General features: G+C 58.8%; 22 protein-coding genes and 1 pseudogene. 5 read left to right on the top strand and 18 right to left on the bottom strand.

What is annotated here, in order from left to right; all coding sequences use genetic code 11:
- Positions 1-121: 121 nt before the first annotated feature.
- From Q8K08_RS06770 to Q8K08_RS06750, 5 genes are all read right to left on the bottom strand, one after another.
- Positions 122-1675 (bottom strand): M10 family metallopeptidase C-terminal domain-containing protein, encoded by a 1554-nt coding sequence (locus Q8K08_RS06770; RefSeq protein WP_305249584.1) that lies wholly within the window; start codon positions 1673-1675, stop codon positions 122-124.
- Entirely contained in the window at positions 1615-2583 is a 969-nt protein-coding gene (locus Q8K08_RS06765; protein WP_305249583.1) for a PPC domain-containing protein, read from the bottom strand. Before Q8K08_RS06765 ends, Q8K08_RS06770 begins: the two co-directional genes overlap by 61 nt.
- A 47-nt stretch (positions 2584-2630) precedes the next feature.
- Positions 2631-2981, bottom strand: a complete 351-nt coding sequence (locus Q8K08_RS06760; RefSeq protein ID WP_304799954.1) for a hypothetical protein — start codon at positions 2979-2981, stop codon at positions 2631-2633.
- Between the two features lie 93 nt (positions 2982-3074).
- Positions 3075-4019, bottom strand: a complete 945-nt coding sequence (locus Q8K08_RS06755) for a glycosyltransferase (RefSeq protein ID WP_304799952.1) — start codon at positions 4017-4019, stop codon at positions 3075-3077.
- A gap of 3 nt (positions 4020-4022) precedes the next feature.
- Positions 4023-4796 carry an ABC transporter permease gene (locus tag Q8K08_RS06750; protein WP_305249582.1) on the bottom strand — a complete coding sequence of 258 codons (774 nt, stop codon included), beginning with the start codon at positions 4794-4796 and terminating at the stop codon, positions 4023-4025.
- 804 nt (positions 4797-5600) lie between these two features.
- Between Q8K08_RS06750 and Q8K08_RS06745 the strand changes: the two genes are divergently transcribed.
- Both Q8K08_RS06745 and Q8K08_RS06740 read left to right on the top strand, forming a co-directional pair.
- Complete coding sequence (locus Q8K08_RS06745) at positions 5601-6584, top strand: sugar transporter (RefSeq protein WP_305249580.1); 984 nt, start codon at positions 5601-5603, stop codon at positions 6582-6584.
- 41 nt (positions 6585-6625) lie between these two features.
- Positions 6626-7282, top strand: coding sequence for an ABC transporter ATP-binding protein (locus Q8K08_RS06740; RefSeq protein WP_304800541.1), 657 nt, complete (start codon positions 6626-6628; stop codon positions 7280-7282).
- 17 nt (positions 7283-7299) lie between these two features.
- Here the strand turns inward: Q8K08_RS06740 and galE are convergent.
- The 11 genes and pseudogenes from galE to rimO form a co-directional block, all read right to left on the bottom strand.
- A pseudogene (galE, locus tag Q8K08_RS06735) lies at positions 7300-8289 on the bottom strand (UDP-glucose 4-epimerase GalE).
- Positions 8290-8364: 75 nt separating this feature from the next.
- A complete protein-coding gene (locus tag Q8K08_RS06730; RefSeq protein WP_304800545.1) occupies positions 8365-9765 on the bottom strand; it encodes a sulfotransferase family protein in 1401 nt (466 codons plus the stop codon).
- A gap of 227 nt (positions 9766-9992) precedes the next feature.
- Complete coding sequence (locus tag Q8K08_RS06725) at positions 9993-11159, bottom strand: nucleotide sugar dehydrogenase (protein WP_304800547.1); 1167 nt, start codon at positions 11157-11159, stop codon at positions 9993-9995.
- A 31-nt stretch (positions 11160-11190) separates the two neighbouring features.
- Positions 11191-12069 (bottom strand): glucose-1-phosphate thymidylyltransferase RfbA, encoded by an 879-nt coding sequence (gene rfbA / locus Q8K08_RS06720; protein WP_304800549.1) that lies wholly within the window; start codon positions 12067-12069, stop codon positions 11191-11193.
- Positions 12066-12911 carry a dTDP-4-dehydrorhamnose reductase gene (gene rfbD, locus Q8K08_RS06715; protein ID WP_304800551.1) on the bottom strand — a complete coding sequence of 282 codons (846 nt, stop codon included), beginning with the start codon at positions 12909-12911 and terminating at the stop codon, positions 12066-12068. Before rfbD ends, rfbA begins: the two co-directional genes overlap by 4 nt.
- On the bottom strand, positions 12911-13171 hold the full coding sequence (locus Q8K08_RS06710; RefSeq protein ID WP_305249579.1) for a hypothetical protein: 261 nt from the start codon (positions 13169-13171) through the stop codon (positions 12911-12913). Before Q8K08_RS06710 ends, rfbD begins: the two co-directional genes overlap by 1 nt.
- On the bottom strand, positions 13168-14211 hold the full coding sequence (rfbB, locus tag Q8K08_RS06705) for a dTDP-glucose 4,6-dehydratase (protein WP_305249578.1): 1044 nt from the start codon (positions 14209-14211) through the stop codon (positions 13168-13170). The genes Q8K08_RS06710 and rfbB overlap by 4 nt, the downstream gene beginning before the upstream one ends.
- Positions 14208-14789, bottom strand: coding sequence for a dTDP-4-dehydrorhamnose 3,5-epimerase (gene rfbC / locus Q8K08_RS06700; protein WP_305249577.1), 582 nt, complete (start codon positions 14787-14789; stop codon positions 14208-14210). The genes rfbB and rfbC overlap by 4 nt, the downstream gene beginning before the upstream one ends.
- A 78-nt stretch (positions 14790-14867) precedes the next feature.
- Positions 14868-15884: a polysaccharide biosynthesis/export family protein gene (locus Q8K08_RS06695; RefSeq protein ID WP_305249575.1), complete on the bottom strand. Its 1017-nt coding sequence runs from the start codon at positions 15882-15884 to the stop codon at positions 14868-14870.
- Positions 15885-16168: 284 nt separating this feature from the next.
- Positions 16169-17584, bottom strand: coding sequence for a mannose-1-phosphate guanylyltransferase/mannose-6-phosphate isomerase (locus Q8K08_RS06690; protein ID WP_304796601.1), 1416 nt, complete (start codon positions 17582-17584; stop codon positions 16169-16171).
- Positions 17585-17715: 131 nt separating this feature from the next.
- Positions 17716-19101, bottom strand: a complete 1386-nt coding sequence (gene rimO / locus Q8K08_RS06685; protein ID WP_305249574.1) for a 30S ribosomal protein S12 methylthiotransferase RimO — start codon at positions 19099-19101, stop codon at positions 17716-17718.
- Positions 19102-19336: 235 nt separating this feature from the next.
- Here rimO and Q8K08_RS06680 point away from each other — a divergent pair, with 235 nt between their 5' ends.
- Together Q8K08_RS06680 and Q8K08_RS06675 are read left to right on the top strand one after the other, a co-directional pair.
- Positions 19337-20368: a hydroxyacid dehydrogenase gene (locus Q8K08_RS06680; protein WP_305249573.1), complete on the top strand. Its 1032-nt coding sequence runs from the start codon at positions 19337-19339 to the stop codon at positions 20366-20368.
- Positions 20369-20486: 118 nt separating this feature from the next.
- The gene (locus Q8K08_RS06675) at positions 20487-22505 is read left to right on the top strand and encodes an AsmA family protein (protein WP_305249572.1); all 2019 of its coding nucleotides are present in this window, start codon (positions 20487-20489) and stop codon (positions 22503-22505) included.
- 44 nt (positions 22506-22549) lie between these two features.
- On the opposite strand, the gene Q8K08_RS06670 is transcribed toward Q8K08_RS06675, so the two are convergent.
- Both Q8K08_RS06670 and Q8K08_RS06665 read right to left on the bottom strand, forming a co-directional pair.
- Positions 22550-23587, bottom strand: coding sequence for a cytochrome-c peroxidase (locus Q8K08_RS06670; RefSeq protein WP_304800455.1), 1038 nt, complete (start codon positions 23585-23587; stop codon positions 22550-22552).
- A gap of 352 nt (positions 23588-23939) precedes the next feature.
- Positions 23940-24545: a GcrA family cell cycle regulator gene (locus tag Q8K08_RS06665; protein ID WP_304800453.1), complete on the bottom strand. Its 606-nt coding sequence runs from the start codon at positions 24543-24545 to the stop codon at positions 23940-23942.
- Between the two features lie 344 nt (positions 24546-24889).
- On the opposite strand from Q8K08_RS06665, the gene Q8K08_RS06660 reads away from it, so the two are divergent.
- On the top strand, positions 24890-26068 hold the full coding sequence (locus tag Q8K08_RS06660; protein ID WP_305249571.1) for an aspartate aminotransferase family protein: 1179 nt from the start codon (positions 24890-24892) through the stop codon (positions 26066-26068).
- The last annotated feature ends 76 nt before the right edge of the window (positions 26069-26144 follow it).

Here is a 26144-nt window from a genome sequence, read left to right as displayed (position 1 = left end):
TCATGCGGTTAATGGTGGTTTTCGCGACTGTGGCAGCTTTGCGGCTTTTGCCCCGCAGTTTTGCCAGTGCCCGGGCCAGATGCGTAAACGCTCTGGCCCGGGCACTGTTAGGTTTCAGATCTCATGCAAAGACGAAATCGTCGGCTGACAGAGCGGTTGGGGTGACGTTGATCAGGGTGATGCTGTTGCCGCCGCCCAGATCAATCACGGTATTGCCGCCTGATGCGGTGGTTGCCGCCTGTACATCGGCAAAGCTGGACATGCCGCTGATGCCGATAAGCGCGATGACTTCGCCCGCGGTGGTGGGGGAAAAGTCGCCGATCACATCGACGCCGCTGCCGGTGCCAAAGACAAAGCGATCTGCCCCGTCCCCGCCATACAGGGTGTCATTGCCGCTGCCTCCGATCAGCGTGTCGTTCTGGGTTCCACCATACAGCACGTCGTTGCCATTGCCGCCGTTCAGCAGATCGACGCCCTGACCGCCAAAGAGAGAGTCATTGCCATCGCCACCAAAGAGCTGATCGGCATTGTCGCCGCCTTCAATACGGTCATTGCCAGCGTCGCCGTGGAGGGTGTCAAAGCCAAGCCCGCCGAATATGAAGTCATTGCCGTCACCGCCAAAGACCAGATCGTTGCCAATGCCGGCGAACATCCAGTCTTCTTCAGTGCCGCCGTAAAGCACATCATCGCCGGCGTTGCCCGACACCACATCAAAGCCCTGGCCGCCAAAAATGGTGTCATTGCCATCGCCGCCACTAAGCAGGTCGGCATTGTTTCCGCCTTCGATCCGGTCATCGCCAGCGTCACCGTTTATGGTGTCAAATCCAAGCCCGCCGAATATGAAGTCATTGCCGTCACCACCAAAGACCAGATCGTTGCCCGTACCGCCGAACATCCAGTCTTCTTGGGTGCCGCCGTAAAGCACATCATCACCGGCATTGCCCGACACCACATCAAAGCCCTGACCGCCAAAAATGGTGTCATTGCCATCGCCGCCATGAAGTTGATCAGCCTGACCGCCGCCCTCGATGTAATCGTCGCCGACGTCGCCATATATCGTGTCGAAGCCAAAGCCACCAAACAGCGAGTCATTGCCATCGCCACCATAGATGGTGTCGTTGCCGTCATCGCCATGAACTGTGTCGTTGCCAGCGAAGCTTTGGATCAAGTTATCGGCAGCGTTGCCGGTGATCTGGTCATCACCTGACCCTGACATGACATTTTCAATAATGGTCCCAAGGGCAATGCTTAGTGTTCCACGATGCCCATACACGTCAGATGTCTCGCCGGGGCGCAGGTCGATGCGTTGGTTGTTCGTGTCCCTGCGGAAATCAAGCGTATCGATACCGCCATTGTCAACGATCGTCATTGTGACGGTTTCGTTTGGATTGCCGTCGTTGTTGATTTCGCTGAAACGATCAAAGACGCTGCCCGCTGTCGAATTCTCACCATAGGTGGTGTTGCCCGTCCGCAGTGTGGTTGCGACGCCGTAAAGTGACTGGATGGCCAGAATGTCGGCGGTCATCGGCGTGATCACAGATGCAAGCGTTGCATCAATGGTCCAGTTGTCGGACTGATCGAAATAGGACATGACCGACAATTGCCAGCTATCGTTTACAAAGGTCTGGTCCCGACCGTAAACCGCAAAGCCGTTGTAGGCTCCGGCGTGACCCAAGCCAAGGGCATGGCCGATTTCGTGCACATAGGTCTGGAAGCTATAGCTAGACAGCCCGGTGCCATTGTCTGCCAGCCATGCGGTAGAAATGTTGACAAATGCCGAGGTGATGACGTTGCCATCGTCTGGAACGATGCAAATGCACCTGACTGATTGTCGTCAAACGTGATATGCGCAGTACGTCCGGCCGGAATTTGCGTGCTGAAATTTATCCCTGTCACTTGTGTCCAGGCATCCAGCGCCTGAAGCGCAAGGCGTTGGCCGTCGGCGGTCAGGCCCCTGATATCGACGTAAAGAGTCCCGCCGGGCGCGACGTCAAACGCGCGCGGGGCACCATTGTAACCCGTGCTGGCCCAATATCCTTGGGTCAAATATGTGGCCATATCCTGAATGGATGCGACTTGTCCTGACGGGGCGGGCGGGGGGAGTGGCGTGGTCCCGACCGCAACACCAACGGCATACGACCCTGCAACACCTGAATCCGTGCCGGTACCAGAGCTGACGCCAAATTGGCTGACCTGAATATAGTGATAGCCGGTTGTGGTTGCGGTAAAGGTGATCTGCGAATTGTATCCGGGCCCGCCGTCATCGTCAAAGTGGATGACGGTTCCGTTTCCGTTCAGGATCCGCAAATACGTGTCAGGAGCGGGGTTGGTTGCGTTCGCTATTCCGGTCAGAGAGACCGTGTAGGTTTGGCCTGCGACGACATTGACGGCAATGACATCAACATCTGATCCATTGCTGTATGTCCCCGCGAAAGAGTCGCCAGGGTTGATCACATACATCGTTGATGGCGTGGAGGGCGCGTCGGTTGTCTCGGTGTAAGACGCCAAAAGCGGAAAATCTGTGAACTCTGCGTAGTCACAATCCGGCTGATAAGGGCGAAGGGTGCTGCAAATGATGCACATCGGTAATAGCTCCGGTCTTGGTTGGCAGGGGCGTTCAGGCGAAAGGTTTACGGCGCAGCAGAGATGCTTGACACCAGACTGGCAGCGAACTGAGTCAGAACTTGGTCAGGGAAAGAGTCGCGATCCATTATGGAAACCGTCATCTCTGGCCCATCGACCCGTTTTTTCGCAACGGTATGCGACAATCGGGCCTGCAAGAAGGTTTGGCTTGATTGAAGCACCTGAAGATCGAACTGACCACTTGCGCTGCTATCAAGTCTGGCTTGCACCGCATCACAGAGCCGTTGGCTTGCAGATGGGTCTCCGGCCAGCAAAGTACACGTTAGATTAGTCGCCATGGCGCCCCCAGCAGATACCAAAGAAATAAAGACGGCAGCGCCCATAAAACGCAAGATCATGCCTGTTCGCTCACAAAAAACCACGTATCACCGATCATGCACATCCTCTTGAGGTTGACCGCACATATCAAGGAAAGATGGCAGGATTAGGGTCTATAGTCGGCCAAAAGCCACAGCGACCCGAAGCGCCATGTCATCCGCACGCCCTTGGCGGTACAGACCGATGGCCCGAAATGCCTTGAGCCGTACCGCGGCTCTTTCCGAGCGAATTGCCGGAAACTGGCCCAGAATTGTCTGCGCGTCTGGTTCGAGAAACTGCGGTACCGCCATGAGGGCCTGACAATTTGCATCGATCCAGCGCGAAAATGTGCCGTCCAGTATTTGCTTGAGCCGATCCAGCCGGGCGGACGCCGTGTCATTCCGGCCCATCGTGTTGCGGTCATGCTGGCGATAGTGAAGGACGGGCTGATCATCTTGCACGATCTGCGCGCCGCTGGCGCTGGCGAGTTGGTAAAGCCACCAGTCATGTGCCGCGATCCCGGCAGTCTGTGCGGCAGGAGCGGCTTCGGCGGCGATGTCCGCCATTGCCCGGTTCAGCATGATCGTATTGCCCGAGGCCACATTCTGCACCATGGCATTGCGCAGCGAAAAGGGGCGCGGCCATTTCGGCGAGACGTGCAGCGGGTTCAGATCCACATCACAGACAAGCGTGCGCGCGCAATAAAGCGCAGGGCGGCCGACAAAGCTGCGCAGCGCGTCAAGGCCCCGGCCAAGGCGCATCGGCAGCCATGTGTCATCCTGATCGCATAACGCCACATGGCTGCATTGTCGGGTTAAAGGATGGCGCAGCAAGGACAAATAATTCTGCGCAAACCCCTTGCCCGGCCCCTGAACAAGCGAGACCCGGCCCTGACCTGGGCCGCTGGCAAACCGCCGCACCTGATCTGCGCTGGTGTCAGTAGAGCCATCGTCACTGATGATCAGCGACCAGTTGGCATGGTCCTGCGCAGCGACAGAGGCCAGTTGCTCGTCCAGATGGAGCCCGCCGTTATAGAGGCCCATGGCGATGGCCACACTTTCACCCTGCGCCGCTTTCACGGATCACGCCTCCAACAGGCTGCGATGGTGGCGGTACAACAGCATCAACCCGAACACAGCTGTTGTCAGAGCAATCAAAAGGACAAAGGTTACAGATACATAATCCGCGGAATAGTTTGCGAAAAATCCTGCCCTTGTCAGCCCGACAATATGGACCAGCGGGTTCCAGATCAGGATCTCCTGCCCAAATTCCGGCAAGCTGTCAAAGGTCATGAACACGCCTGAGATCAGGAACAGCGGGCGCGTTGCGATTTGCCATGCGCGTTCCCACAGTGGAAAAGACGTCATCAGATAGCTGTTAAGAGAGCCAATCCCAAACCCCAACGCAACCGCCAAGCCATAGGCAAGTGCAATCGTCGCCATATCAAGTCTTACTGTCGCGCCAAGCACAAAGATTATGAAGCTGAAGACGATGATCGACACCAGAGTGTTGGTCAAAGTGTGCAGGATCAACCGAGCCAGCATCGCATCAAGAAAGGTGACGGATGGGTAAGCAAGCAGCGGGCGTGAAAAGTTGATGGCGGTGGCCATGCGGTTTGCGGTGTCGTTGAAGAGCATGAACGGCAAAAAGCCCGTGGCGAAGAACAGCGGAAAATTGTCACCAATAGGTGGCGTTGTGATAAACGCTGAAAAAAGCGCGGTCATGATTGCCAAAGCCAGCGTGGGCTCAAGGATTTCCCACACATACCCGCCCGGCGACCGGCCGTAACTGGTCGCCATTTCGCGTAGCATCAGGGCCGAAATCGTGCGGCCCATCCGATATTTCCGGGCGCGCATTGTATCGGCGTCAAGCGTTCGCTTGGGCCATTGGCCGGGCTTTGCCGTCATAAGTGCCTCGGTAACAGAGCGTCTGGAAGTTCTTGACCGGGTTATGTATGATAAGAGGGACAAGCGCAATTCAGGATTGGGTATGATGGTGTGTGTGGGGTTTGTCCGAAGTCCTGCAACTGGACAGGGCTTTGCCTGTTCCGTTCTGGCCTTGTCGGCTGAAAGGCCTGCAGTCGAGCATTCCATCGGCTGTGGTCTGGACAAAGGGATTTTTGATTGACCAACTTACCCGCCGCTGGGGCCGGACCGGTCCCGCCTGCAACTAAGCCCTCTGCGCAACCCCCAGTTGATTCGGGGGCTTTGGTTCAGGCGCCTCCTGTTCCTCGCACGGCAGCGCAACCGCTTGCCGGGCAAGCGGGCGCTTCGGCGGCAGCTGCCCCTCCCCCATCAGCGCCCTCTGTCGGGCAGCCCAAGCCGATCGTTCCTGCGGCCCGTGTGGCTGCGCCCAACGCTGTGCCGTCTGGGCAGGTTGTTCAGATAAAAGCGCCATCCGCAGCACCGCCACCCGCTCATCCGGCAGCCAAGATCGGGTCTGCGACGCAACCCCTTCACGCGCCGGCCCATGCTCCAAAAGCACCCGCACCTGCTGCTGCCAATCCGAGAAATCCGTCAATCCCAGCCGCAGTAGGCCCCGCGCGGTTGCAAAACCGGCATTACGGAATCGGGATCAGCTTTATTGCGGTTGTGATCATTCCAACCATCTTGTCCGTCTTTTATCTGCTCGCTCTGGCGCGCGATCAGTATGCGTCAAGCATGTCGTTTTCGGTTCGGACAGAGGAAATCCAGTCCTCGCTTGGTCTGCTGGGAGGGCTTACCAAGCTGTCGGGTTCGGCTGGCAATGACATTGAAATTCTGTCCGAGTACATCATGAGCCAACAGATGGTTCAAAGAGTCGCCCAAGACGTAGATCTGATTGCGGCCTTTTCAGCCGGGTGGCCTTGGGATTTCGTGTTTTCTTTCGATGAAAGCGGCTCGATCGAGGATCTCCACAAGCATTGGCGCAGGCAGGTTGAGCTGAACACACATTCGGGTTTGGTTCAGATCCGGGTTTACAGTCATGATCCGCTTCTCTCGAACGCCATCAACGAAGCGATCTTCCGGCGCTCTAGCGAGTTGGTGAACACGCTTTCGGCCGAAGCGCGACGGGACGCCACAAGGTATACCGCTGAAGAACTGAAACGCTCCGAAGAACGACTATCATCTGCGCGCGAAACCATGACAGCGTTTCGTTTGCGGACGCAAATCGTGGACCCGGCCAGCGCTGCGCAAAGCCAGCTTGGAGTGCTGAACACGCTTAACGCCCAGTTGGCCGACGAACTTATCAAGCTTGATTTGCTGAAGCTTCAAGGCCAGTCGACAGACCCGCGCACGTTGGAAAGTGAACGCCGCATTCAGGCGATCCGCAACCGGGTCGATGAGGAGCAGGCAAAGTTCGGGCCCGGCGGCCAGGGCCCCGGCGGTGAGAACTATTCGGCTCTTTTCGCGCAATATGAGCGTTTCGCTGCCGAGCGGCAGTTTGCAGAAGAAGCTTACCGGGTCTCGCAGGTCGCGCATGATGGTGCGCTGAGTGAGGCACAACGCAAGTCGCGTTATATTGTCGCCCATGTGCCGGCAACATTTGCAGAGACCAGCATCTATCCCATGCGCTTTCAGATGTCGTTGCTGACCTTGATTTTCATGACATTGGCCTGGGCGATGGGTCTGCTGGTGTATTACAGCGTGCGCGACCGGCGCTGAGCACAAAAGAGGGTGGCCCCAAAGGTCATCGGAACAACCGCATGATCGTTCTGGATAAAGTCACCAAGACATTTCGCGTACGGGGCGAAGAAAAGACGGTTGCCCGCGAAATCAGCGCCGTGATCCCGACAGGAACGTCGGTTGCCCTGCTTGGTCGCAATGGCGCAGGTAAGTCCACGCTGCTGCAGATGATCGCCGGAACACAGGTGCCCACCTCGGGAAAAATCTGGTCGGATGGTACGATTTCCTTTCCGGTCGGGTTTGCAGGATCGTTTCATCCAGAACTGACGGGCGCGCAGAACGTGCTCTTTGTGGCGCGCATCTATGGTGTTGAAACCGATGCTCTGGTCGAATTCGTCGAAAACTTTGCCGAGTTGGGTCGGCATTACTACATGCCCGTGCGGACCTATTCGTCGGGGATGCGGTCGCGACTGGCGTTTGGTTTGTCGATGGGAATTCGTTTTGACACCTATCTGGTGGACGAGGTCACGTCGGTCGGCGATGCCGGGTTCAAGGTCAAAAGCGAAGCCCTGTTCATGGAGCGGATGAGCCAATCCGGTGCGATTGTCGTGTCGCACTCGATGGAGTTCGTGAAGCGCATCTGCAACCTCGCCATTGTGCTGGAGAACGGCGAAATTCAAACCTATGAGGACGTCTCGGAAGGCGTTGCGAGGCATCTCAAAAATATGAACGTCTGACCGCCAATGCGTATGCGCTAGCGATTAAAGCCCCGGCCCAGGTGCCACTTCCACGCGTCGCCAATCATGTCGGGCAGGGTGGACCTTACTGCCGACCAACCCAATTCTTCCTGTGCGCGCTTGCTGCCTGACACAAGAGATGTGGCATCCCCTTCGCGGCGTGCACCTTCGATGACAGGAACAGTGCCGTTCGATACAAGGCGGGCGGCGTCGATGACTTCGCGCACGGAAAACCCGTGCCCGGAGCCAAGGTTGAACGCGCGGTTGCCCCGCCCGTCCAAAAGCCAACGCAAGCCTTTTATATGCGCATCGACCAGATCCGTTACATGCACATAATCACGCACGCAGGTGCCGTCGGGGGTCGGATAATCGGTGCCGTAGATGGTCAAGGCGGCGCGCCTGCCAAGAGCAGCGGCGATCAAAAGCGGGATCAGGTGGGTTTCAGGATCGTGCTGTTCCCCCAGTTCGCCCTCTGGATCCGCCCCCGCCACGTTGAAATAGCGAAAGATCACATGATCCAGCCCGTGACTTGCGCTGAAATCCCGCAAGATGTCTTCAATGGCCCGCTTTGACTTGCCATAAGCATTGATCGGCGCCTGAGGCGTGTCTTCGGTCAATTCAAGGCTGTCCGGATCACCATAGGTTGCGCATGTCGATGAAAAGACGATCTTTTTGCAATCAGCTTCTAGTGCGCATTCGATCAGGTTCAATGCACCCGTCACGTTGACACGCTAATAGCGTCCGGGGTCTTTCATGCTGTCCCCGACCAGCGAGAGGGCCGCGAAATGCATGACAGCAACGGGTTGATGTTCGGCAAACGCGGCACGAACCGCGTCCTGATCCAACAGGTCGCCCACCACCAATGGCCCGAATTTGACTGCCTCGGCCCAACCGGTGGACAGGTTGTCAAACACCACTGGCACAAAGCCGGCCTTGGCAAGCGCCTTGCAAGCGTGTGAACCGATGTATCCCGCGCCGCCGGTAACCAGCACCTTTTGCACTGTCATTTGCATCGCCTCCATGTGACCTCCATACTTTGCTGCACCTAACGATTTTTGCCACGCATTTTTGCTATGTGTCGCTTAATCGCTTTTGCGAAACAGATGCATGATGCGGCGCAAAGGTGCTGTCAGCTTCCAGGACGTGCTGTTCAGAAGTGCGTCGCGGACATGGCTTAACTGCGCAATGTGAAGGGCCTGATCCGCCATTTGCCTCTGCTGCTCCTCCACGTCTTGCCGCAAGATCTCTGCCGAGTCTGCGGTTTGCTGCAGCAGCGCGCCTTGCGACGTCAGGCCACGTTCCAGCTCTGCCGTGGTGTTGCGCAGCATTGCCCGTTCATCCGCCCAGAGTGCGCGCTGTTGTTGGTGAATGTCCAGATCTTGACCTTGCCGCGCAAGTCTTGCGGCGAGTTCAGTGATTTCGGACGCAAACCTTGCCTCGACCAAAGCCTTCGCTTTCAGGTCGGTCTCTGCCTTCTGAGTGCGGTCTGCCCATTCCTGTGCTTCATGCTGGCGTTGCAAAAGGGCGCTGCGCAACTGGGCAACCTCATGTAAAAGCGCCTGAACTTTGCCCGCCTGCTGCGTGGCATCGAGGCCATGGTCAATCAATCGGCTAAAGGTGGTGGCCCCGCGTGAGAATTCTGCGGCGATGGTGTCCAGTTCGGATCGGTCCGCTTCGGTTTCGCCATGGTCCGCCCAGCGTTGCAAGATAGCGTAAGTGTCGCGGATCCACGCAGAGGCTTGCGGGTTCTCCAACACCTGTTCTTTCGCGGCCTCGTGGTGGCGCAGATCCGGCGTCAGAAAACTGTCTATTTCGGCGGCCGCCAAAGACGAAAGGCGTGGCCAGCTGACTTTCAGCTCTTTGCCCAGCCGATCAACCACGCCGCCCCAGTTCTGGATCAACTGATCATAGGACAGGAAACTGCGTCTCAGTCCACGGCTGTTGCGTTCCGCGTCCAGAACATGCCGCAACCAGATCAACAGACCGAGTTCAGGATCCAGTCCGTCACGGGCATGCAGCGACGCCGCCACATCCAGCGGGTTCCGATGCACATGTGCGATGACGGGGCGGACGTCTATCTGTTTGAAAACATCAAGATAAAGCGGCAAAAGCCGACACATGCGGGGGTCTTTCAAAACAAACAGCCGCGAATCGGGAAATTCAGAGAGGACCGAAGTTTTGACCTGCTCTGCGAAGGCATCCGCTTTGGACGAGGCAAGCCAGCCGGAATTGAAAGGCAGCCAATCCTTCCAGGATGAGCCTGCGGCTTCTAGGATATCGTCGTTAAGACCCCACAGGGCCTTGGATTCGAAAAAGCCTTTGGGATTTGTCGGATGCGGCGGCATCAGTGTGGCTGGCGCATCGCAACCCAGCATGGTCAAAACGCCGCCCAAAGCCGAGGTGCCAGAGCGGTGCATGCCAAGCACGATCACCCCAACTTTTCGAGGCGCTTCCTTGGGCTTCTTCTTCGCGGTCTTGGCCATTGGGTCTCTGCAATCTGGAGGCAAGTGGTATTTCAGGTTTATAATGCCTTGGCAGGTGATTACAGGACCTATTTCACGGAAAACTTCGCGTCACACCGTCGCCCGATGAAATGAAGCCACCCAAAGGTTCACAGCAGGCATCAGACCTTTATCCAACCGATACGCCACCTCAAACGCCGATTGGGCTAATTGCGGCGGTGTTTTAGTGTGAACCCAGAGTGCCGGGATCAATCGCCACCAAACAAATCACGCGTAAAGACTTTTTCCGACACATCTTCCAGATCGCCGGTCAGGCGGTTTGCGACAATCAGATCGCAGGTATTTTTGAAAACATCCAAGCGTTTTTCGACCGGCGAGTTGAAGAAAGTTTCGGCCGGAAGGCTGGGTTCATAAACGGTTACTGCAATGCCCTTGGCCTTGATGCGCTTCATGATGCCCTGAATGGAGCTATCCCGAAAATTATCAGAGCCAGCTTTCATTGTCAGCCTGTAGATGCCAACATGCGTTGGCCGTCTTGCTAGAATTTGCTCGGTAATGAAATCTTTTCGGGTGCTGTTCGCATCCACAATCGCCCGAATAAGATTCTGAGGCACCTCAGAGTAATTCGCAAGAAGTTGGCGCGTGTCTTTTGGCAGGCAATAGCCACCATAGCCAAAAGAGGGATTATTATAGTGAGACCCAATGCGCGGGTCGAGACTGACGCCATCAATAATCTCGCGCGCATCAAGTCCGAAGGACATGGCATAACTGTCAAGTTCATTGAAAAAGGCCACTCGCATGGCGAGATAGGTATTCGCAAAAAGTTTGATCGCCTCAGCTTCACCGGAGCCAGTATACTGAATAGGTGTATTCGGTTCTTTGCTGCCGTCGCGCAGCATCTCTGCAAAAACTATTGCTTCAGAGGTTTGCGCCCCAATGATTATTCGCGATGGATGCAGGTTGTCCTGCAACGCGCGACCTTCGCGCAAAAATTCAGGCGAAAAGATAATCTTGTCCGTCGCCATTTCGGCGCGCATGCGATCAACGAAACCAACCGGGATGGTTGATTTTATGACAATGGTCGCATCCACATTGACCTTGCGCACATCTGAGATGACAGATTCCACCGAGCGCGTGTCAAAATGATTTGTCTTGCTGTCGTAATTGGTGGGCGTTGCTATAATCACAAAAGCCGCGTCGGAATAGGCATCTTCAATGGAAAGCGTTGCGCGCAGTCGGAGAGGCACGTTTGCAAGAAAATGCTCAATCTCGGGATCTACGATCGGAGATTGCCGCGCGTTGATCATGTCAATCCGTTGCGGGACAACATCGACGGCGACAACCTCATGGTGCTGCGCCAGCAGGATCGCATTGGACAGACCCACATATCCCAAACCTGCTACGGCAATCTTCATCACGCTCTCCTTTGCACAAGCGGTCTGTGACTCACGTGTGGCTTTTGACGAGTTGCATAAGGTAATTTCCATAGTCGTTCTTGGCAAAAATCTTTGCGCGCGCAGACAGGTCATCGCGACTGATCCAGCCTTGAACAAAGGCAATCTCATCCGGGCACCCGACCTGAAGGCCCTGTCGCATTTGCAGGGTGCGGACAAAGTTTGACGCATCCAGCAAGCTGCCATGTGTGCCGGTATCCAGCCACGCAAAGCCGCGCCCCATTTGTTCGACCTGCAGCGTTCCTTCTTGCAGATACATCTGCAAAAGCTCGGTGATTTCCAGCTCACCCCGCGGGGAGGGCTGAACCTTGGCCGCCAGCTCAGGCGCGCGGCCATCCAGAAAATACAGTCCGGTCACAGCGTAATTTGACGGCGGCACGTCGGGCTTTTCAACGATCTCTTGCGCCTTGCCATCGGCATCAAATGCCACCACGCCATAGCGTTCAGGGTCTGCCACGCGGTAGCCAAAAACAGTGCCGCCAATGGTCTGTGCATCCGCACTGGCCAGCATTTCCGGCAATCCGTGGCCAAAAAAGATATTGTCCCCCAGCACCATAGCAGAAGGCGCGCCATCCAGAAAATCGCGCGCGAGCAAATAGGCTTGTGCCAGTCCGTCCGGCGAGGGCTGGATGATATAGGTGAGGGTCAGCCCCCATTGGGTGCCATCGCCAAGCAAACGCATAAACTGTGATTGATCTTCTGGTGTCGTGATAATGGCAATTTCGCGGACGCCACCAAGCATCAGGACAGACAGTGGATAATAGATCATCGGCTTGTCATAGATTGGCAAGAGTTGTTTGGACACACCCATGGTGATTGGCCAAAGCCTTGTCCCCGATCCGCCAGCCAGAATGATACCTTTGCGTGTCATGCGCCAAGCTCCGTCAAAATATTGTCCAAGCCAAGGCGCCAATCCGGTCGATCAATGCCAAAGGCGCTTTTCAGTGCGCTGCAATCCATCCGGCTGTTTGCAGGACGGCGCGCGGGCGTGGGATAGGCGCTGGTCGGAATATCGGTGATCTGACAGGTGAGCCCGGCACGCGCCATGATCTCACGCGCAAAATCGGCCCAGGATGTATCGGGTGCGCCGCTGAAATGATGGGTGCCGCCCTGTTGACCTGCCTGCATCGCTTTGGCGGCTGTCAGCAAAGCCTGTGCTATCGCGGCTGCCGGCGTCGGGCCGCCAATCTGATCGCCCACAACGGTCAGGCCGTCCCGTTCGCGACCCAAGCGCAGCATGGTCTTCACAAAATTTGCGCCATGGGCTGAAACAACCCAACTTGTGCGCAAGATCAGATGATTGCCACCCGCCGAACGCACGCCGTTTTCGCCTTTCAGCTTGGAGCGACCATAAGCGCCAAGCGGGGCCGTCGGATGATCCGGGGTAAAAGGCGCATCGCCCGCGCCGTCAAAGACGTAATCGGTCGAGATGTGCAGGAACGGGATTTGCAGCGCCGCACAGGCCTGCGCCATCGCGGTCGGTGCATCGCCGTTCACCACCGTCGCCGCCGCTTCTTCGGTCTCGGCCTTATCCACCGCCGTCCATGCGGCGGCATTGATCACAACAGAGGGTCGGTGCGCCCGAATGGCCGCCGCACAGGCGGCCGGATCGGCAAGATCGGCCTGATCACGGCCAAGAAATGTGGCATCCGGTGCCAGACGCCTAAGTTCCGTAGCCACCTGGCCGGTAGAACCAAAAGTGAGAAGGGTCATCACCAAGCCATTTCCTTTTTCTTCTGCGCCTCTGCAAACCGGCGCAACACCGTATCGTGCAACATCGCACGTTTCGTCAGGGTTCGCAGGATGGCCCTCGTTGCCCCTTCGCGAAGGCACCTGCCGTAATCGGCAGAAGTGTCCAGTTCACAGACCAGCCAGCGCGAGGGCAGCTTTGGCAAAAGACGGTTCAGACTGGCATTCCGCAGGTCAAAGAACTTGAGCAGTTGAAGACGTTTTGGCCAGATCTCTTCGATCACGCTTTGATCCCCAGCCGCTCGCCCACTCCCTGCCGGGTTTGTAGCGGGCGCCACCATGCCTCATTGGCCAGATACCAGTCTACGGTGCGTTCCAGCCCCTGTTCCACCGTCACCGACGGGCGCCAGCCCAGTTCTTCGCGGATGCGGCTTGGGTCAATTGCATAGCGGGCGTCGTGGCCGGGGCGGTCGGTGACAAAGGTGATCTGGTCAGCATAGGCCCCAGACGATTTCGGGCGCTTGGCATCAAGAATGGCGCAGAGGGTGTTAACCAGCTCCAGATTGGTACGCTCATTTTCGCCACCGATGTTGTAGCTGCGTCCAACCACGCCCTTTTGTACGACCAGCAAGAGCGCGTCGGCGTGATCTTCGACAAACAGCCAATCCCGCACATTCGCGCCGTTGCCGTAAATTGGCAGCGGCTTTCCAGCAAGAGCGTTGAGGATAATGACCGGCACCAGCTTTTCGGGGAAGTGGTAGGGGCCGTAATTGTTTGAGCAATTGGTCATCACCACGGGCAGGCCGTAGGTTTCATGCCATGCCCGCACCAGATGATCACTGGATGCCTTGCTGGCCGAATAGGGGCTGCGCGGGTCATAGGGCGTGGTCTCGGTGAACTGTCCTTCGGCCCCAAGAGAGCCAAAAACTTCATCCGTCGAGATGTGGTGAAACCGAAACCCTGCGGGGCGGCCTTCGGTTTGCCAATAGGCCCGAGCGGCTTCGAGCATATTGAACGTGCCGGTGATATTGGTTTCGATGAAATCAGCCGGACCGTCAATCGAGCGGTCAACATGGCTTTCAGCGGCCAGATGCATCACCGCATCAGGCCGGTGGCGTGCAAAGATCACATCAAGCGCGGCACGGTCCCGAATGTCAGCCTTTTCAAAGGTATAAAGGTTCGAGTGTGCAGCTTCGGCGACATTCTCAAGGCAGGCGGCATAGGTCAGGGCGTCCAGATTGACGACCTCATGCCCGCGTGCGACGGCCAGACGTACGACGGCCGAACCGATAAATCCAGCGCCGCCGGTGACAAGAAGTTTCATTCGGCAGCCTCATAGCGGAAGGGAGATGCGACATCAGCAAAGAGCGGCGCGATGGCGTCTTTCGCTGAAAGCTGCGGCCCTTCGTCGGGCAAGGGGCCGCACATTGCCCAGTCAATTCCGATTGTCGGATCATCCCAACGTACGTTCCCGTCGCAATCGGGAGCATAAACATCGGTGCATTTATACTGAACCTCGACATCTTCGGTCAGGGTCACGAAGCCGTGCAAAAAGCCTTTGGGAACCAGCAATTGCGTTCCATTTGCAGCCGTCAGCTCTACCCCCAGCCACTTGCCAAACGTTGGCGAGCCTGCGCGGAAATCAACGGCGACATCCAGAATCGCGCCGCGCGTGCAGCGCACCAGTTTGTCCTGAGCGCGCGGGGGCGACTGATAGTGCAGGCCGCGCAATGTGCCTTTGCGCGCAGAAAATGAGTGATTGTCCTGCACAAAGGGAAGGTCGAGACCCGCCTCTTTCATGCGGTCCGCATTCCAGCTTTCGGTGAACCAGCCACGGTCATCGCCAAAGCGCTTCGGGCTTATCGTAAAGACGCCCTCTAAAAAGGTGCTTTCAATCGTCATTGTCGCCTACTCATTTACAACTTGGCGCAAGGCTTACCCACTCAACCGCCGTTGCTCAACCCGCTAAACGTGCAAAGCTCAGTTTGCTGATGCCGCGTTGCGCAAACCAATTGCGCTGCCCAACAAACCGGCAACTGATTGCAATGCAACCACTGGGGATTCCGTGGCCATCACGGTATCTTTTGGATAGATGCGGAACGTGCGCGCTGAGAACAGGCCGTCGGCTGTGGTCAGATCAATGGTAAAGACCACCCGCGTTTTCGCCGGACCAGATCCGTCGGTGCGCAAGGCATTGGCAGGATAGTCGCGCAACACAAGAACCCCCTTGGGGTTTGCGCGGCCGTCCGAGATGCCGCCCGCAATCGAGATTGCTTCCAGCGCTGTCAGCGTATCTTTTTCGAAATGGATCAACCGTTCAGTTCCGGTTGCGCCGAGCGCGGTGTAATAGCGTTCATCCGCCACCACGAGGACTTTGTCGCCACCCCGCATCGAAGTGTTCTGCGCCCCGTCTGCCAGCAGGCGATCCGCCGCGATCTCGTAGGTTTTGCCGTCGCGAATCAGCCGGACAATCGGGTTGCGCAGCCCACTTTGAATGCCGCCACCCTCGGCCAGCACCGACAGGATGGTCTGTTGCCGCCCGTCCATCGGGTAAACCCCCGGCCTTGCCACGCCAGTCACAAGATCGACCGCGCTTTGCTTGCCGGCCCCGCGTGCAAGGACCACCTGAGCCGAAGGGGCAACTGTCACCACTTTGCTTTCGATGGTGCGCCGGGCCTGATCAGGGGTTTGACCGTTGATCGAAACTTCACCCACATACGGCACGAAGATACTTCCCGCCGAGGAAACAACGGTGCCTACAAGCTCGATCCGTTTTGTTCCGGGCGGCACAAGCAGGGAATTTTCTTCGTTGTCCCAGATCGTGATGTTCACGGCATCACCCGCACGGATCAGGCCGCCATCCGACCCGCGACCCGCGCCGATCCAACCGGCCAATCCACCACCGCCGGTTCCGGGCCATTTGGTAATCGCCGCCAAAGTTTCGCGCGTCACCGGCACAACACTAAAGGTGCTGTCTTGCGCATCGGCGTTGCGCACAATTTCTGACTGCAGCGCAGCGCCCCGTGGCAAAGTGCAGCCAACAAGGGAAAGCGACCCAATGACGGCCAAACAGATACTGACAGACTTACCCACGCGCGGTTCCTGACGTGCAATCTTCCGGTTAATCCGGTCTAACCGTGGCAGCGTGACAGGGACAGTACCTAAATACAATTAGGTCGGGCTTATCCACAGTTTTGCGCCGGTCTTGCCGATGATCTCGGCAAAAACCCCCCAGATATACCCGGAAAACGCCAAGGTGCCCCTATATCCGGTGCCGCCCTTTAGCTGCGGGCATAGATATCGTCATAGCGCTGAATGTCATCTTCGCCCAGGTAGGTGCCGGTCTGCACTTCGATCATCATCACAGGCACCTTGCCCGGATTCTCCAGACGGTGAACCGCCCCAAGCGGCACATAGACAGATTCGTTTTCGCTCAGCAGGCGAACGGTGTCGCCGATTGTGACGCGCGCCGTGCCCTCGACGACGATCCAGTGTTCGGCTCGATGATGGTGGGATTGCAACGACAGTGCCCCGCCCGGCTTGACGCAAATGCGCTTGACCTGAAAGCGGGTGCCCAAGGTCAGGCTTTCGAACCACCCCCAAGGACGATGGTCGCGGGGAAATTCGGTTGCCTGAATGGTTCCGGCCGATTTCAACGCTTCGACCGCAGCTTTGACATCTTGCGCGCGGGATTTGTCGGCCACCAGCACGGCGTCAGGCATGGCGACAACGATCATGTTTGACAGACCAATGCCCACAACGGCCATCCGGTCAGAGTCTGAGCGCAGCAAAGTATCGGTACAATCCATCTGGATCGCGCCGCCGGTTGTGACATTGCCCGACGCATCCGGCCCGCTTTCCAGCCAGACCGCTTCCCAGCCCCCCAGATCAGACCAGCGCCCGGCGTAGGGCACGGCCATCAGACCTTTGGCATGTTCCATGATGGCATAATCGACTGAAATATCACGCAAACGCTCCCAAGGGGCAGAGGCAAGGCGGGTGAGGCCAAGGTCGGCCACCGCGCCATCTACGGCCGCCTGTGCATCGGGCAGCATGTCGGGCGCATGGTCGGCAAATGCCGCGATCAGGCTTTTGGCACTGGCAAGGAAAATCCCGGCGTTCCACAAATGCCGACCGCTTTCCAGCAGGATCTGCGCGGTCGCGGCATCAGGCTTTTCAACAAAGCTGCGCAGCGCAACGGGGGTATTGGGGGCCGAGGGCACGTCAAGTTCGAGATAGCCATAGCCGGTCTCGGCGCGGGTGGGTGTGATACCAAATGTTACAATCTGCCCGGCCTGTGCGGCAGGCCGCCCGGCTTGGACCGCCTTGCGAAACTCTGCGTCATCGGGGATCACATGGTCAGAGGGTAGCACCAAAAGCAGCGCGTTGGTGTCACGTGCGGCAAGCCAGAGCGCCGCGGACAGGATGGCAGCGGCGGTGTTGCGCGCCGATGGTTCGACCAGAATGGCGGCAGGGTCCACCCGGTTTTGGGCCAGTTGTTCCACAACGATAAAGCGGAACTGATCGCCCGTGACAATCAACGGGCGCGCAAAGCCATCTGCCTGAACGCGGCTGACCGTTTGCTGAAACAGGCTGCTTTGGCCCATCAGCGGCGAGAACTGCTTTGGATAGGACTTGCGCGACACCGGCCACAACCGCGTTCCGGCACCGCCACACAAGATGACTGGCGTGATCATCAACTCTGTCATGGCAGCAAGCCCCTTTTTTTGATCAGCCCTGTTTGTGCGGGCAACCCATGCGCGCTTGGTTTGTGTCATTGAAACGGCAAACAAATAAGGCAGAACGATGGCAAGTTCGGGTCTGGTCTTCAGCGCTGCAGATGGCCCCACAGGTCGTAGTCGCCCGCTTCATCAACAGTGACAGAGACTATGTCGCCGGGGGTCAACCCGTCAAACCCGTCGTCAATGAACAGGTTTCCATCAATTTCCGGGGCATCAGCCATAGTGCGGCAGGTGGCGCCTTCGCTGTCGACCTCATCGACGATGACCTGAAGGGTGCGGCCAACCTTTGCCGCCAGCTTTGTCTCTGAAATGGCTTGGGCCTTTTCCATGAAACGGTCCCAGCGATTCTGCTTTTCGTCGGCAGGAATGTGATCGGGCAGATCGTTGCTGCGCGCGCCTGCAACGTTTTCATATTGAAAGCAGCCAACCCGGTCGAGTTGTGCTTCATCCATCCAGTCAAGCAGGGTCTGAAACTCGGCCTCGGTTTCGCCGGGGTAGCCGACGATAAATGTAGAGCGCAGGGTGATGTCGGGGCAGGCTGCCCGCCATGCGGCGATTTCGTCCAGCGTTTTTGCGGCGGCGGCAGGACGGGCCATGCGGCGCAGCGTGTCGGGGTGTGCGTGCTGAAACGGGATGTCGAGGTAGGGCAGGATCAGCCCGTCCGCCATCAGCGGGATCAGGTCACGCACATGGGGGTAGGGATAGACGTAATGCAGCCGGACCCAAGCACCCAACTTGCCCATTTCGCGCGCAAGATCAGTGATATGCGCGCGCACCTGACCGTCTTTCCAAGGCGAGAGGTCATGCTTGCGGTCAACGCCGTAAGCCGATGTGTCTTGTGAGATCACCAGCAATTCGCGCACCCCGGCCTCGACCAACTTTTCCGCCTCGCGCAGAACAGCGTGGGCCGGGCGGCTGACCAGACGGCCGCGCATGTCGGGGATGATGCAGAATTTGCACTTGTGATTGCAGCCTTCGGAAATCTTCAGATAGCTGTAATGGCGCGGGGTCAGGCTGACAGCACTTGCGGGCAAAAGGTCGATGAACGGATCGGGCTTCGCGGGCACGGCGGCGTGAACAGCATCAAGCACTGCTGCGTATTGATGGGGGCCGGTGACAGCCAGCACCTTTGGATGCGCGCCGGTGATGTATTCGGGTTCCGCCCCAAGGCAGCCGGTTACGATCACTCGGCCGTTTTCCTGCAAAGCCTCGCCAATGGCCTCAAGGCTTTCGGCCTTGGCGCTGTCAAGAAAACCGCAGGTGTTGACGATCACCGCATCGGCCCCTTTGTAATCGGGGCTGATTGCATAGCCTTCGGCGCGCAGGCGGGTCAGGATGCGTTCGGAATCCACCAGTGCCTTGGGGCAGCCAAGGCTGACCATGCCAATGGTCGGCTGGCCCGGGCGGGGGGCCTCGGAGAATGTGGCTTTAGGGGCCAGATCGGGGCGAAGGTTTGGTGGATTTTGAGACATGGCGCGCTCTATATCCCTGTTTTGCGCGGGCGGATAGGGGGTAAGACCCGCCTCAGGCACCTCCCTCACGCCCACCCCGGCGCCCTCGGCGGGTCTTTTGGGCTGCGCTGGCGGGCGGTGGGTCGGGGGCAGGTGTGGGAGCGCTCCGCGCGGGAGTATTTGGAAAGCAGCAATGGCAGGGGGTTGTGGTTTGCAGCGGAGCACGGAAGGGTGTGGAAAAGGGGAGGATTTGACCATGCAGGATGTGGAACGGCCATTGGTGCTGTGCTGTCCGTTGCCGCGCACTTTGGAATTGATTTTCACGCCGGCACGGCTGGACGATTTGCGGGCGCGCTATCGGTTGGTGGAGACCACCGATGAGGCATTGCCGGGGTTGGACGATGCGGTGCTGGGCGCGGCGCGCTACATTATCGGACAGCCGCCGTTGGACGCAGAACTTTTGGCGCGGCTGACGTCTTTGCGCTGCATTTTCAATGTGGAATCCAATCTGATCAACAACATGCCCTATGATTTGGTTTTTTCGCGCGGCATTCATGTTGTGACGACTGGGGCGGTGTTTGCCGAGCCGGTGGCCGAGATCGGACTGGGCTTTGCGTTGTCGCTGCTGCGCAATATCCACGGGGCCGATGCGGATTTCCGCGCCGGGCGCGAGGCTTGGGGCGGGGCGGGCAATGGCCGCGCGCGCCTGTTGTCGGGGGCGGAGGTCGGGATCATCGGTTTTGGCGATCTGGGGCAGGCGGTGGCGCGGGTGTTACAGGGCTTTCGACCCCGTCTGCGCATTCATGACCCGTGGTTGCCAGATGCGCGGATTCTGGACGCGGGCGCGGCACCTGCCACGCTGGACAGTGTGATGACGCAGTCGGATGTGGTCTTTGTGACTGCGGCGGTCACATCGGAAAACCGGGGCTTTCTGGGGGCAGATGCTTTTGGTGCAATGCGCAAGGGGGCGGCCTTTATCTTGCTGAGCCGGGCTGATGTGGTGGAGTTCCCGGCGCTGATGGCGGCGGTGGCCTCGGGGCATATCCGGGCGGCATCTGATGTGTTTCCCGAGGAGCCTTTGGCGGCGGATCATCCGGTCCGGTCACTGCCGGGGTTTCTTCTTTCGGCGCATCGCGCGGGCGCGTTGGATGTGGCATTTCAACGGATGGGGGAGATGGTCTGGCAGGATCTGGCCCTGTTGGAAAAGGGCTTGCCGCCCAATCTGTGCAAGCGGGCCGAACGCGAAACGGTGGCGCGGATGCGGTCACGTCCTGTGACGATGAACTGAGCCGATCGGCGACCTGCCGCTGATGGGGGTGGCTGTGTCGGCGCGGTGGCGCTGATCCGTTGCGAGCAAGGGGCTTTGAGGCGTAGATTCCGAGTAGCCCCGTGAAAAAGGTTGTGCGATGCGCTGGTTGATCCGTTCCGTTCTTGCCCTGTCACTGCTGGTGTTTCTGGCTGTGGCCGCAGTGTTCATGATCCCGTCAGAGCGAATTGCCGCACTGGCTGCGGAACGCTTTGCCGAAATCACCGGACGCAGGCTGGTGATCGAAGGCGCTGTGCGGCCCAGTTTCTTTCCCACGCTTGGGGTACAGACCGGGCCGGTATCGGTGTCAAACGCTGACTGGTCTGGAGAAGGCGACATGTTGCGGGCGGAAGGGCTGAGCATATCTTTGGATATGGCAGCGCTGATGGCGGGAGAGGTCAAGATCACCGGTATCCGGGCGCAGGCGCCTCAGGTCATTCTGGAACGCGCGCGGGACGGCCGTGAGAATTGGGTGTTCGGGGGGCGAAACGACGGAAGCGCCGAGGCTGGAATGGCGGGAGAGGGTACCCCCTTTACGCTGGATATGGCAGAAGTTTCGGACGGGCGATTCACCTATATTGACCATGGCGCAGGCCATCGCGTGACGGTGTCAGCGGTCAATGGGCAGGCGCGCATACCAGCCTTTCTGGGAACGGCAGATTTCACTTTTGACGCAATTCTGAATGGGCAGCCGTTTGAAGCGGCCCTGAAAATTGCAGAGTTCGCACCTTTTCTGCAAGGTCGGCTAGGGGGTGTCGATCTGGCGTTGACCGCTGGGAGCGCCGATGTGCGTTTTGCGGGGCGTGCGGGGTGGAAGCCCCTGACGGCCGAAGGGGAGCTTGCCGCAACGCTTGCGGATTTGTCTGCCATCACCCGGCTTGCCGGTGTGGCCCGGCCCACTTTGCCACAAGGGCTTGGCGCAGGCCGGGTGGAGGCGTCGGGTCGGGTGACGCTGACGGACAAGCTGTCGGTGCATCTGCGCGGTGGGGCGCTTCGGCTGGATGACAACCGGCTGACGCTGGACGCGGACCTGACCACGGCGGGGGATCGACCGAAGTTGTCGGCGCAAGTCTCGGCCGGGGCTTTGTCGCTGGCGGTGGCGATGGGCGGACAGGGGGGCGATATAGGCGGCGGCGCGCGTGGGGGCACGCAAGCGGCTGGTTGGCCCACATCGACCATTGATGTGTCGGCTTTGGGGGTGATGGATGCATCGATTGCCCTCACGGCGGACAGCCTTGATCTGGGGGTGGCGAAGTTTGGCACAACGCGGGTTGTGACCACGATAGACAGGTCGCGGGCCGTTTTTGATCTGCGCCAGATTGCGGCCTATCAGGGCACTGTCAGCGGTCAATTCGTGGTGAACGGGCGTGGTGGCCTGTCTGTGGGCGGGGATCTGGTGCTGGCCGGACTGGCGATGCAGCCTCTGCTGATTGATCTGGGGGGCTATGACCGGCTGATCGGAAACGGTGATCTGCGGCTGAAATTCCTTGGGGTTGGTAATTCGATTGACGCAATCATGCGGAGTTTTTCAGGCTCGGGCAGTGTGAGTCTTGGCAAGGGCGAATTGCGGGGTCTCGATCTTGCCGGAATGTTGCGCACTCTTGATACGGGCTATGTGGGTGCAGGTCAGAAGACAATTTTTGAAACCGTTTCTGCCAGCTTTGTGATCGATAAGGGGGTGCTGACCAACAACGACATGGTGTTCAAAGCGCCCTATGTGACAGCCTCTGGCAATGGCGCCGTTAATCTGGGGGCGCGGACCCTGGATTATCGGTTGCGCCCAGTGGCCCTTGCTGCGGTTGATGGGTCGGGCGGGGTGATGGTGCCGTTGTTGATCACCGGCACCTGGGCAAATCCAAAATTCCGGCTGGATCTGGAAGCCCTTGCGCGCGAGCGGTTTGAAGAACAGGCCAAGGAACTTGAAGCGCGGGCCAAGGCGGAGGCCGCCGCAGCAGAGGCACGAGCGCGCGTCGAACTTGCGCGGAAGGCCGAGCAAGAACTTGGTATCGTGCGGCAGAATGGCGAAAGTCTGGAAGATGCCGCCCGCCGCCGCGCACAAGAGGCGATTGATGCCGAAGCCGGGCGTTTGCTGGAAAGGCTTCTGGGGGGGGGCAACTGAAACAGGCGGCCCTTTTGGCCGCCTGTTTGATTGTGCCGGATGGCTTACTTTATTTCGGATGACGGGCGCGGCGTATCGCCTGTCTCTGGGGGCAATACGGGAAGCGTGACCGGTGGCAATATGCCGGTCAGGCTGTCCAGAAACGCCACAAGCTGCAGGGTTTCCTCGGGTTGCAGTGATTCGCCCAGTTGGCTTTCGGCCATGATCTCGACCGCGACCGACAAATCCCAGACCTTGCCCGAGTGGAAATAGGGCGCGGTCAGCGCGATGTTGCGCAAGGGTGAGGCGCGGAAGACGTATTCGTCATCCACCGTTTCGGTCACGGCAAAGCGGCCCTTGTCGTTGACGGGCAAAATCTCGGCACCGGGCTTTTCGATCAGGCCAAAGGGATAATAGCCATGGCCGCCCACGTTGACACCCGAATGGCAAGACGAACAGCCCTTGTCCATGAACAGGGTCAGGCCAGCTTTGGCGTCGTCGGTCAGGGCGTTGTCATCGCCGTTCAGCCAGGCATCGAATGGCGCGGGCGTGATCAGGGTGGCCTCAAACGCCTCAATCGCCTTGGCCATGTTGTCAAAATTCACCGGAGAGTCTTCGCCTGGAAAGGCCGTCGTGAACCAGGTGACATATTGCGGCATTGATTTCAGCGTGATCTCTACCTGCAACGGAGTGTTGGCCATCTCTACCCCGGCCTGAATTGGCCCTTTTGCCTGCGCCGCAAGGTCATCGGCCCGCCCGTCCCAAAACTGTGCTTCGTTCAGAACCGCGTTCAACACGGTGGGCGCATTGCGCGGCCCCTTTTGCCAGCCATGGCCGACGCTGGTTTCCATGTTGTCATCGCCGCCCGTCGCAAGGTTATGGCAAGACGCGCAGGAAAACACCCCCGACGCCGACAGGCGGGGGTCAAAGAACAGAGCTTTGCCAAGCTCGATCTTTTCGGGGGTAACCGGGTTATCCTTGACAGCGGGAATGGTCGAGGGCAGGGGCTTGAACTCACCCGCGGCCCGATCACGCAGCGCATCGGCCATGACAGGCCCCGCAAGCGCCGAGGTGAGAAGGGCAAGGAACATCGTCTGTTTCATGGTAGATCTCACTTTGTCTGATGATGGCACCGTGAGTATTAGAATGGTTCCAATTGCGAATCCGTGATCTGGATCAATTATAAATCATGGATATTGAATATGTATTTCAATGATCAACCCGATCCAAGGCGCGCTGCGCCGGAGCCGGGTGGGTGAATCCAAGGGAAAGTTCGTTGTTATAGGGGTGGCCATGCCACCAATGGGGGAAACCGCCACAGCCGGGCCAGACACAGCTAGGTGTTATCAAATGCCCCGGACCGCTTGGCCTTGTACATTCTGCCAGAGATCACATCAGGGGCGGTTGTACTGACCCATCGGCAGGGCGGCGCTTTGTGCCCGCCCCGCCCTTTGGTCAGCGGCGACGGTCGCGCCGCGCGCTCATTGGTTGGAAGGCGACTCCGACATGCGCCTCGCAATAAGGTTTGCCGGGCAGACTTGGCAGACCACAGAACCAGAAATCATCAGTCGCAGGGTCGCCGATTGGCCATTTGCAGGTGCGCTCGGTCAGCTCCATCAGCGTCAGGCGCTTGGCGTGTTTTTCCACCTCGCGCACCGAAGCCAATGCTTCCGGGCTGATTTCATTGGCCGAGGGCTGCGGCGGCAGAGGCTGACCAGCAGGAATAATCGCCTTGCGGATCGGCAGCGGCGTCACGTTGGACGGTGCTGACGGGGCCGCTGCTGCCGGGCGATCTGGTGCCGGGCGCGGGGCCGCGGCCACAGGCTCGGGGCGCGGTTCCGGCGCGGGCTTGGACGCTGGCTCGGGTTTTGTGGCAACGGGTGCCTCATCCTCGGTCTCGTCCTTGCCGCTGCCAACGCGGTTCGACAGGCCCAGACGATGCACCTTGCCGATTACTGCATTGCGCGTCACACCGCCCAATTCCTTGGCGATCTGGCTGGCCGACTGGCCTTCGGCCCACATCTTCTTGAGCGTTTCAACCCGCTCATCCGTCCAGGACATGGTGATCTCCGCTGTTGGGCTGCCGACTGGTCTATCGCCGCGCATTCTAACCGCGACGGCACGGGATACAAGCTGGCAGGGTGAAGATCAAGCGCTGCCCGCTGTCTGTGTGCCCCAGATTTCCATTTACAGGCGGCAAATCTTGACCTAACCAAGCCCCATGACCATGCGGCACGCCCTTATCCGACGTCCCCGACGCTTCTGAGCGGTTGGCTTCGCGTGGCCCGGCGTTCTGGGCCTCCCCCACATTGACACCCCCCTCGGCCACCCGTTACGCCTTGGCTTCCCCTGTGTTCAGGGCAGACCATCGCCCCGGTTCCGCCAGATCCCGAAAGGCTTGTGCCATGATCCCCGCCGTTCTACCCACCTACAACCGCGCGCCCCTTGCCTTTGTCTCGGGCAAAGGCAGCTGGCTGACATCCGAGGACGGGTCGCGATACCTTGATCTGGGGGCGGGCATTGCGGTCAACGCGCTTGGCCATGCGCACCCCGCGCTGGTCGAGACCCTGAGCGCGCAGGCGCAAAAGCTGTGGCATGTGTCCAACATCTACAAGATCCCCGAACAGGAACGTCTGGCCGAGATGTTGGTGGACCGCACCTTTGCCGACACCGTGTTTTTCACAAACTCCGGCACCGAAGCGGCGGAACTGGCGATCAAGATGGCGCGCAAGCACCACTATGAGGCTGGCCATCCCGAGCGCACCCAGATCATCGCGTTTGAGGGTGCTTTTCATGGCCGCTCCACCGGCGCAATTGCCGCAGCCGGGTCTGAGAAGATGACTAAAGGCTACGGCCCGCTGATGCCTGGCTTTACGCAGATCAAATGGGCCGATCATGACGCAATCCGCGCCGCGATCACCGACCAGACCTGTGCCGTCATCATCGAGCCTATTCAGGGCGAGGGCGGTATCCGCCCGGTGCCTGATCAATGCCTGAAGGGCCTGCGCGATCTGTGCGACAGCACGGGCACCTTGCTGATCTTTGACGAAGTGCAATGCGGCATGGGCCGCACCGGAAAACTGTTCGCGCATGAATGGGCCGGGGTGACACCTGATATCATGATGGTTGCCAAAGGCATCGGCGGGGGGTTCCCCCTTGGCGCTGTGCTGGCCACTGAACACGCCGCAAGCGGTATGACGGCGGGCAGCCACGGCTCCACCTATGGCGGCAACCCCTTGGGCTGCGCCATCGGCGCGAAAGTTACCGAAATCGTATCAGACCCCGCTTTCCTCGATGCCGTCAGCCAAAAGGCCGCGCAGTTCCGCCAGGGGTTGGAGGGTCTTGTCGCCAGCCATCCCAAGGTCTTCGAGGCCGTCCGGGGCCAAGGCCTGATCCTTGGCCTGAAATGTGTGGTTTCCAACGCCGACGTGGTCAAGGCGGGCTATGGCCGTCACATTCTGACCGTCGCCGCCGCTGACAATGTGCTGCGCCTGTTGCCCGCCCTTAACATCCCCGACGCTGATATCACCGAGGCCCTGTCCCGCCTCTACGCCATCGCCTCTGATCTCGAAGCAACCCTCTGATCCGTGTTCATCCGGTTAAAAATACGCCGGGGTGCGACAGGGGTTGCGCCATCGGTTCTAGAAATCGCCGGAGCGG

This window comes from Pseudotabrizicola sp. (assembly GCF_030684215.1).
Taxonomy (GTDB): domain Bacteria; phylum Pseudomonadota; class Alphaproteobacteria; order Rhodobacterales; family Rhodobacteraceae; genus Pseudotabrizicola.
Note: the sequence above shows the minus strand (reverse complement) of the source record. Positions and strands in the feature narration are given on the sequence as shown.